The sequence below is a fragment of the Vibrio sp. genome, from assembly GCF_984391705.1.
In genome coordinates this window covers 1-9,454 of the sequence record NZ_CFHWOM010000086.1, presented here as the reverse complement: position 1 = coordinate 9,454, position 9,454 = coordinate 1, and the positions used below count along the sequence as shown (strand labels likewise).

7 protein-coding genes are annotated in these 9,454 nt (G+C 44.2%); 2 read left to right on the top strand and 5 right to left on the bottom strand.

From position 1 onward, the window contains the following. Nucleotides 1-165 (top strand): Lrp/AsnC ligand binding domain-containing protein (locus tag AC4MRV_RS20700; RefSeq protein ID WP_491189189.1); only part of this gene is annotated, 165 nt, incomplete at its 5' end. Between the two features lie 64 nt (nucleotides 166-229). On the opposite strand, the gene AC4MRV_RS20695 is transcribed toward AC4MRV_RS20700, so the two are convergent. From AC4MRV_RS20695 to AC4MRV_RS20675, 5 genes are read right to left on the bottom strand one after another with little or no spacing between them, the layout of a single operon-like run. Beyond that, complete coding sequence (locus tag AC4MRV_RS20695) at nucleotides 230-1,204, bottom strand: TonB family protein (RefSeq protein ID WP_491189188.1); 975 nt, start codon at nucleotides 1,202-1,204, stop codon at nucleotides 230-232. A 3-nt stretch (nucleotides 1,205-1,207) separates the two neighbouring features. After that, nucleotides 1,208-3,964 carry a M16 family metallopeptidase gene (locus AC4MRV_RS20690; RefSeq protein WP_491189187.1) on the bottom strand — a complete coding sequence of 919 codons (2,757 nt, stop codon included), beginning with the start codon at nucleotides 3,962-3,964 and terminating at the stop codon, nucleotides 1,208-1,210. 8 nt (nucleotides 3,965-3,972) lie between these two features. Further along, nucleotides 3,973-6,480 carry a TonB-dependent receptor plug domain-containing protein gene (locus AC4MRV_RS20685; protein WP_491189186.1) on the bottom strand — a complete coding sequence of 836 codons (2,508 nt, stop codon included), beginning with the start codon at nucleotides 6,478-6,480 and terminating at the stop codon, nucleotides 3,973-3,975. Between the two features lie 43 nt (nucleotides 6,481-6,523). Further along, nucleotides 6,524-6,961: an ExbD/TolR family protein gene (locus AC4MRV_RS20680; protein WP_491189185.1), complete on the bottom strand. Its 438-nt coding sequence runs from the start codon at nucleotides 6,959-6,961 to the stop codon at nucleotides 6,524-6,526. Nucleotides 6,962-6,972: 11 nt separating this feature from the next. Beyond that, nucleotides 6,973-7,614, bottom strand: coding sequence for a MotA/TolQ/ExbB proton channel family protein (locus tag AC4MRV_RS20675; RefSeq protein ID WP_491189184.1), 642 nt, complete (start codon nucleotides 7,612-7,614; stop codon nucleotides 6,973-6,975). Between the two features lie 551 nt (nucleotides 7,615-8,165). On the opposite strand from AC4MRV_RS20675, the gene AC4MRV_RS20670 reads away from it, so the two are divergent. After that, nucleotides 8,166-9,454 (top strand): hypothetical protein (locus AC4MRV_RS20670; protein WP_491189183.1); only part of this gene is annotated, 1,289 nt, incomplete at its 3' end.

Below are 9,454 nucleotides of genomic sequence, written 5' to 3'. Positions count from 1 at the left end.
ATTGCAGGCGGAGCCGATTACATGATTCAGGTGTTGGCAAGAGATCTGGAAGAGTATTTTGAGCGAATCAGTTCAATTCGACGAGTGAAAGGTGTCAGCGCAATTCAATCTAACATCTCAGTGAAAGAGCTTAAGAACAGCTACCAACTGCCACTGCAAGATTAAGCGTTGAGACAGTGAGCCGGGACCTTCGTCAGCAGTTTACCGACGAAGGTCTCAGCGCTATTGATTACCTCAATTTGAAGCTAATCGGTATAACAAAGTAATCCTTAATACCTTCAGGAGGCGGTTGATAACTGCCTATGCGCTTCACCGATTTAAGCGCGGCTTTATCTAACACTGGGTAGTCACTTTTGTCGATGATAGACACTTGTTCTATGTCACCATTTGGACGAATAAAGAAACCTACCATCACCACGCCTTGTAAGTTTTTCCTCTTGGCTTTCTTCGGATATAGACGGTTTGCACTGGCGGCTATCTTTCTCTGTAAACCTGCAATATAGGAAGCAGATTTTGTGCTATCAGCTTGTGTTTGAGTCGCTTTGCCTCCTTGGGAGACTGCTGTCACTTCGCTTGTTTGCGAAACACTGGATTGTGCTGTCACTGAACTATCACCAACTTCTGTTGACGTTACCACCTTCTCTGGTAACTCTTGAGTCGGAGACGCCTTAACCTCCTCTCGGGTCTTCTTAGGCGGTTCAGCTTTCTGATTCTGCTCTAACTTATTGCTCTGTTTCGGCTTTTCAAATTTCTGATTTTGTGGACTTTTCTTTTGGGCGACTTTTTCAGGCTTTTTGATTGGCACAGGCTCGTCGACAGGTTGCTCTACTTTCTCAGTAACCTTTACTGGCGCTACTTCGCTCTCCTCGGCAACCTCAACCACCTCTTCTGACACTTCGACAATCAGCTCTGACTCTTCGAGCAGTTTTTGCGGAGTCTCTACATTAACCTCTGTCTCGGTATTAATGCTTGCAACTGGAGACGCCGCAACCTGCCCGCCTTTTTGCGACGATACCTGAGATTCACTGTTGGTCGAAACCAGCTCAGTGCTCTCTGTCTGCGCAGCTACGATCCCTAGATTAAAATCAATCGCGTCCAGACTCATTCTGTCATCGACGTTAGGTTGAGGGGCCTGGTAAAACCAAAGCCACCCCAAAAAGACATGACACAACAGTGACAAGAGAATCGCAATCCAAACTCTCATAAACTAACCTGCAGGCGAAACTTGCAGCACTCGAACATTTTCTTGCGGCCACATGTTCTTCATCATCGCCTTGATGTCAGATAACTGAGTATTTTGATCAAGATTCTGCATTTCAGACAATACTCTAGCATCACCATATTGCTGAAAACTCAGCTCTAGTCGACCCAACCAAACTTGCGGATTGGTTAACGCATTATTCTCAATCTTCAACACATGTAATTTTTCTGCATCCAGTTGTTTTTGCGTCAGTTTCTCCGGCAAGTTTGCCAGCACTTGTTGTGATAAGTTCCATAGCCTATCTGTCTTTTCTGGCTGTGCATTGAAATGAAGGTGGCTATAGATTTGCTGATCTTTTTGCATCAATACTGAATCAAAAGCGACCGAGTACACCGCTTTCTCTTCGCCACGCAACGCCTGTTTCAGCGCAGTATGAGCAAGACGCCTTGCCAAATTCAGCTGTTGAGTCGACTCAATAGACCAAGGCTCTTGTTTCCAAGACCAAGCATCTATATCTGTCCTTTCTGTCGTATCAAGCTTTAACGTCGTTCGCTCTGTACCTGAAGCCAATACTTCTTTGTTGAACTGATACATTTTAGAACTGCGAGGGATTCCTGCGAGGTAACGCACCACCAAACTTTCCATTTCCTGTGCCGGTAAGTTCGCCACGACAAAGAACGTATTGGGTGTATCAGAAATTTGCTGCCAGAGACCAAGTAACTCGGACTTTTTGATCTGTTCTAACTGCTCTACTTCGGGCACGGTTAGATGATTGACCTTGTAACGTAACGCCTCTTCTGCTTCCCTGACTTGTTGACCACTGTCATCCCTATTCAATAGCGATGATTTAATTCCTGCCAACTGCATTGTCATGAAATCGTCATCGATCTTAGGGGAGAGCTGATAAGCAGCATACGCCTTAAAGATCTCTTCAATATGTTCAACCCCGGACTGACCTTTGATCTGGAATCTCTCGGGGCCTAAAGCATTTCTAAACACGATGCTGTTTCTTCGACGCCAGGTACCAAGAGTTTGTAAGTCGTAGCCTTGTGGAGCACTCATCCAAACAAACTGACTTGCCAAGCGAGCCTTCCATCCTTCAAGCTCTTGAGCCAAATACCCAATTTTTGCCGAACTATGAAAGAGCACATCATCTTTCACTGAGTCACTCTTCAACCACACAAATTGGTCACCGTTACCCAACGTCCACGTTTGAACGTCTTTGTAGTACGGGTCAATTTTCTTGGATTTGATCGTACCGGCTTGTAATTCAAACTGAAAAGCACCGCCCCCAATATCTTCAATATCTCGTGGCGCTGCTATCTCCATCGCCTGAACTTGTTTTTCGAGATGATTAAGATCGACTGCGGTTGGAAGAGTAAAGGCATCTTCCGCGTTCATTTGAAACATCACTGAACGATCACGGGCATTCATCCAACTTTGAATACGCTGATTGACATCGTCCGCGGTAATTGTCGCCATTATCTCTTTATACACGCTGACCTTTTCTCCTACAGGAATCACTGGTCTGCCCGAAAATGCCCCTAGAGCCATACGCGTTAACTTAGCCGTCGAATCTGGGAGCACTTTAGTATTCAGATTGGCTTTGATGTAAGCGTCCATATCGTCACGATAGAACTTCAACTCTTTTTCACTGATAGGGTAATCGAGTAACTGTTGACGAAACTCCATTAGCTGCTGAAGTGCTGCATCATGGTGGCCACTTGATGCTCCGGCAAACAGAGAAATTGCTGCAGTGTGGTGGCCGACTTCACTACGTTGGACAAACAGTGGATCCACACCTTCTGGTAACTCCAGATTCAGCGCATCTAATCGCTCCATAATCATAGTACGCGCGCTGCGGTCAATTTGTTGATTACGTATTGCCGTCTCACTCTGATGCCCACGGCTCTCATTGTCGTTAAGACGGAACATCAAACTAACTTGGTTATTCTTGCTCTGCTTGTCTTTAACGGATTCGATATACCAGCCTTTCGTCAATGCAGGGTCGTAATAATCCGCACCGCGCTCAGGAACTGGCTGACCGACGTACTCGCCAAAATAAGTTCTGATTTTCTTTTCGATTTGTTCAGGATTGACGTCACCAATCACCGCCAACTGCATGTTGCTCGGTTGATACCAACGTTGATGGAAGCTTTTCAGCACAGACGCCTCGCGTTGCAAGATATCTTGCTCGGTTCCTATCAGTGTCGAATCTGCTTGGCGAGCGCCGCGATAGAGCATTTGTCGACGTGACTCCGCCATACGTCCCCTAAGCCCCAAATTATTACGTCTTTCAGCAAGTACGATCTGTTGCTCTCTTTGCCAATCGTCTTTTGCAATCAGTGGGTAGTAAGCCATGTTCTGCAGAGCCAGAAACGCCGTATCCATCTCTTCCGTTCCTCGAGGAGGCGTCATCACGAACTTAGTGTTTTCATAGCCAGTGTAGGCATTGAGTTGTTCGCCAAGTTTCCATCCTGAATCAGCAAGCTGGGTGCTGATTCCTTTAGGAAAGTCTTTGCTTTTGTGAAAAAGTGTATGTTCTAGCATATGGGCAGAACCGTACTCATGCGGACGCTCATCGGCACCACCTACATTGATTTGTAGATGAACATCGAAATAGTCTTGTTCTGCATCTGTGCTAAAAATGTGGTAAACGAATCCGTTGTCCAACTGGCCATGAGTATAAGTCGCCGCAGAGACAAAATGGGATACGCTAAGTGTTAAAGCACACGTAAAGCTATGAATTAATAGTTTTTTCATTGTCTCTCTTACCAATTGTAACGACCACCAAGCCAGAAACGTCGGCCCGGTTTATAGCTAATTAGAGCCTCACTGCCATCTAGGCCTTCCCCTTCAACACGACTGTCAAATACGTTCAACACGTCAAGGGTAAATGTCAGGTCAGTGGCTGAAATAGGAATCTGATAGCTAAATCGCCAGTCTGCAATGAATCTTTCTTTGAATTCGATTTCATCGTAAATACTTGTATCACCCACGACGCCATTACAAGCACTATCGCCAACTTGGCACCTGTATACATCGCCAGTTGACTCCCAACTGCGGTAGCCTGCGGTGTATCGGTAGTTTTGAGACCAAGTTACGCCCCATTCTGGCTGACTCATGTTAATGGTGGTGAACACAGTCCAAGGTTGGTTGTAACTGTTACGTGAAAGCACTTCATCAATGGTGATCACATCACCATCGGCCATCACGTACACATCGTCGTTGAATAGGTGCCCAGGATCATAAGAAGTAAACGACGAATTGACCTTCATATAGTTGGCACCCAATGAAACATCGGAGAAAATACCTTGCCACTCTATTGCTTCACGTAGCTTGGCATCTAAAGTGAAACTGTCTGCATCACTCTCGCCATCATTGCTCAGCCAATACGTTTTGTAACTTGAGCTGTCCACTTTGGTGTTACGAACGAACTGATCTTGGCCTTTTCGGTTAACCCACTTAAATGTCCATTCTGTGTTCGCGACACGTTGGTGGATACCAAGGTTCATTTCGTCACTGAATGGTGTTTTCAGTCCAGATTCCAGGTAAGTTCCGCCAATGGTTCGATCGGCGTCGTAGACCCAGCCTTGGTCATAATCATTGCGGCGATAACGTGTCGCATGCCCCATCTCTTGACTCAATGCATAGGCCAGTAGACTGTCAGAGTAGTAACGGTTTAAACCACCAAAGAAGACGGTGTTACCATTACCAAATAGGTCATAAGAGAGCGTTAACCGAGGAGCAATATCGAGGTTATCGAGATACTCATCAAAGTCACCACGCAAGCCTGCCGTCACCTCTAGGCGCTTCCATTGAATTTGATCTTCCAAATAGACGGAGTAATGATTGTTTGATACTTCAGCATCAGCAACGCCATATTGAACTAAAATTTCCGCTGCTTGCTCACCCGCAATACAGCTGGTATCACCTGGATAGCAAATCGCAGGTGTAAGAGAGCCAAGTGAAGTATAAATATTCACTTCGTTTTTGCGCTCATACTTAGCCGTCGCAAGATCGACCTTCCAACCAAAACTTGTTTTATGTTCTAGGCCAAACGCAGCGACCGTATCGAACTGATAATCTTGCTTGAATGTTACGGTTTCCTTGGTCGTCGAGGTATCACCGAAACCGCCTTCTTGAGCATTGCTATCCGATGACTTCCAATCAATCGAATCTGTCAGTTCCCAGGCATAAAAGTCATCTTCTTCATAGTCGACTTTATTGCTGGTTTGTTTGTAAGCCACCGTGGAAACGACGCTGCCGAAATCAAAAATATGTTCCCAATCGACATTGGCTCGATAGCCACCACCTTGTAATTCATAACCACCGTTTTTGGTATCAGGAAATACGTAGTAAGACTCGTGTGGAGAATAGATAAGGGAGATATTCCAAGTATCACCGTTTTCAGATTCATGAAGCCCTTTAAACAGGTAAGTCTCGGAGAGTCGTGTTTGATCTTCCCATACCTCTAATGAGTCATGATAAAACGGGATTTCAGATTCCACTCGGTTGTACGAAAATAGAATCGCTGTCGAATCGGACAACGGCTGATTAACGTTGAGAGAATAAATATGTTTATTGAATTTTGGTTGGTTGTAGATACGGTTTGCTTTTTCAAAGTCAGAGCGTGCAGCTTCATCTTCGAAATGGAAGTTCGTCCACTCATCACGAGTGGTTCGGTATGACACGCTTCCCCATGATTCAAATGTGTCTGGCGACATTAGCTTAGCGTCAACTACACCACCAGTAAATTGACCATATTTGGATGAGATGTTGCTGTCGTAAACGTCTACGCTGTCGATGATTTCAGAGTTGATCCAGAAAGACTGTGTGCCTCCATCTGGTAATTTGAAAGGCGATTGACCATCTATAGCGCTCAGAGAACCATTGTTAGATCCAGGGTTAATATTGTCGTTGTTCGACAATCCATCAATCATCCAACTGTTGTTGTAAAACTTCTCACCATGAAATGACACATTCTCTGGCGCGATTTCGCCTTGCGCTTGTGACACTGAGTCATTCGCTGAAAACTGCACATTAGGGTTGTTTCTTAGCAATTCGCTGATGGTGCCATTCGAGGTTGGTATCTTAAGAATGGTCTCATTGTCGATCTTTTGTGTTCCCATTTTTTGGGCAAAAGGTTCCGACCAAACTTCCACTTCGCCAAGCTCTGTATAGTTGTCTGGAATTGTCTGTTCTTCACTAGCACAAACTTGAGCCGAAACAAGCCCTGCGGCCGCTAGCATTGCCGCATAATTTCCGTGTGTAGACATGATTTATCCGTTTCGAGAAATAATCGTCCTTAAGACCCAAATACTAGAGTTTTTGAGTTTTGACCTGATTAATAGCGATTTGTGAATCTTGAATATTGAGTTCGTTTAGTATCGATATTGTGTCGACCATACGTTGAACGTAAGTGGTTTTATCCGTCGTAATGAGCACATGCAGTTGCCCATCGTTTGCTTGATTTAAGTCAGATAATTGCTGTTTGATGGTTTGGCTATCAACAATGCTACCGTCATCCAGTCGCCACTGGTTTTCCTGTTGAAGAACAGCCAACGTCACACTCTCTTTTTCTACCGCTTTAACGATGCTCGTTTTCTTAGCGTCCGGTAGATCCATATCCATGGTCAGCAAAGGAGCGTTAATCATCAACATCATGAATGCGATCAGAGTGAAAATAACGTCAATCATTGATGTCATTGATCCCGACTCTTCAGAGACGAGGTCGTCTTCGAGGTTAGGCTTTATCATGGGAACGGCCTTTACTCAGTTGACACATTGGGTGACTGGACGTCTTCAAGCAACAGCGAGAATCGACTGAGAATATCACTCGCGTCAGAAATCATTTGTGCAGTCTTTGCTCGCAAGTAAGCGTTAAACAAGACGCAGACGACAGCGATCATCATGCCAATAGCGGTGGTACTTAGTGCTTGCCATAAGCCATCGGCAACAACCGCTGGCTCTACCGGGCCTTGGCTCAAACCAATGTCATAAAATGCGCGCATCAATCCAACGATCGTCCCTAGCAGACCCAACATCGGCGCTAAAGCCGCAATGGTCGACAATGGCGTTAAGCGCTTGCGCAGAACTTTGAGTTGGTCATTTACCGTCAAAGTCACAATTTCATCTCGGATCTCTTTGCGCTTATTTTGATGAGCCATCAATTCAGAGACGGCGCTTGTAAAAAATGGCAGTTTGTTATCAATGATCTGCTTTGCATCATCCAAAGCACTCTGCGAAAGCAGCTCAACAACCGAAGTCTTCTCTTTGCTCGTCAGAGTTTTGCGCGTACCTAAGTAAACAATACGCTCAAGAATGAAACCAAATGCCAATACCGAACAGATCCCGAGCGGTAACACAGTTGCGAGCACGATGGGATCTTCAAATACATTAAGGCCTAACATCTAAAAAATTCACCTTGGGCAGCTAAATTGAAAAGTAACAGTGATTTTCTGAAAACTGTGTGGGAAGCCTCGAAAGCAAAACGAATGCCTTCTCCAATCGAAGGCATACTCTCGCTTCAAACACGCGTACAAACACACAAAAATGAAAACGTTACCTGACCTTCTTGAAAGTTTACTTTTTAAAATATAATCCAAAAAAACAGTCATAAATCAGGGCAAGACAACCCAGTTCTACGAACAAAAACCAAGCAGAACATTCAAATAACAAGATCCGAAAACATAGCTTTATTGCATATAAAAGCGTGTTTTACTCGACGAAAATCACAATAATTGATCAAATGCTACACATTAAACTTGCTCAATCCAAGCCAATATTAATAAAAATGAGAATTATTATTGTTCATTTATAACTTGGATCAAATTTTATTAACCCTTCACAATTCCCTTCTTGAAGTAATGAGAATAATTTGTATTATCAGCCAAAATTATGAGTTACAGAGCGAACCGCTCAACTTTTTGGAAACGATTTCATTTGCAGGGATAGAAAACCTATGTTTCAAAGAAAAACTTTATCAATATTGATCGGCTGTACGTTTGTACTCGCAGGTTGTGGAGGAGGCAGCTCTTCATCGGATAGCAGCAATGCATCTCAGAATGTGATTGTTACCGCAATGGATGGATACTTATCCAATGCCGACTTGTATGCCTTAAACGAAAACGGCATATGCCTCTCTGATGAAACGAAACTTGGTACCACAGATACCAATGGCCAAGCTTCAATAGACCCAACATTGCTCAACAATGGTTTTTGTGTCGTAACGACAACAGAGACGATTGACCAAGATTTCCCAGATCAAACCTTAGCTCAGGCTTATACCCTCTACTCTCCGACACCAAGATTGCTAGAAAACAGCGATGCACCAGTCGTATCACCTTTCACAACTTACCTTCACGATGTGATGCAAGAAGCAAAGAAAGAAAATGCGAACATTAGTGAACAGGACATACTGACAGAAATTGCAGATGCCAAAACAGAGCTTGCTAACGCGTTAGGTTTGGATGGTTCAGATGAGGCAATCCAAGATCTACTCACAACCGACTACGTCAAAGCCAAAACAGACCAAGACGCCGGGGTTAAAAGTGGCGCTGAAATTTCTCACGCAATGGCGCAACTGTTAGTAAAAGTGAGCGCTAACAGCGAGATGCCAAACGCACAAGAAACCGTCAACATAGCCAAATCAGCGGTAGACCAATTATCTGCAATTTCATCGGATTTAGGTGAAGATGCTAGTGTCGAAAAACTCGAAGACATTGCTGTCTATGTTTTTAATAACATTGAACAATTTTCAGAAGAGAGCAACGTCACTCAACTGAAACAAGATATCGATGATGATACGAAATTGGCTAAAATGCCATCACAACTAGACGTCACAGCAGAAGATCTATCAACACAGTTAACCGCAGCGATCACGGCAGCGGCAGAAGCGTCTGGTGATAATAGCGTTGCGCTTAAACTGTCGAATCTTGAGTTGATGAACATTTCTGATCAAAATCTAAGTGAAGGTGACACCATCACCCATCTACTCAGAATGAAGAAATCGACTGCGGTTTGGGATAGAGAAGTCGTTGCAAATACCGCTGATGATAGTGCAGCCTTCAGTAATAACACTTTGACGATCAACGAGCTGACATTTAATCAGTACGGCAAATTTGACTTTGAACTATTGGTTAAGCGAGATATTGAGCAAGATGGTAAGACTGAGAGTTTCGAATCTATGCCTATCGCATTTAGTGTTGATATTACGGATCAGCAAGTTGCCAATGCAGCACCGGTGTTTGT

Bases quoted from the DNA above. Each gene is read 5' to 3' on its own strand.
- AC4MRV_RS20695 (WP_491189188.1), bottom strand. From the start codon at position 1,204: ATGAGAGTTTGGATTGCGATTCTCTTGTCACTGTTGTGTCATGTCTTT.
- AC4MRV_RS20690 (WP_491189187.1), bottom strand. From the start codon at position 3,964: ATGAAAAAACTATTAATTCATAGCTTTACGTGTGCTTTAACACTTAGC.
- AC4MRV_RS20685 (WP_491189186.1), bottom strand. From the start codon at position 6,480: ATGTCTACACACGGAAATTATGCGGCAATGCTAGCGGCCGCAGGGCTT.
- AC4MRV_RS20680 (WP_491189185.1), bottom strand. From the start codon at position 6,961: ATGATAAAGCCTAACCTCGAAGACGACCTCGTCTCTGAAGAGTCGGGA.
- AC4MRV_RS20675 (WP_491189184.1), bottom strand. From the start codon at position 7,614: ATGTTAGGCCTTAATGTATTTGAAGATCCCATCGTGCTCGCAACTGTG.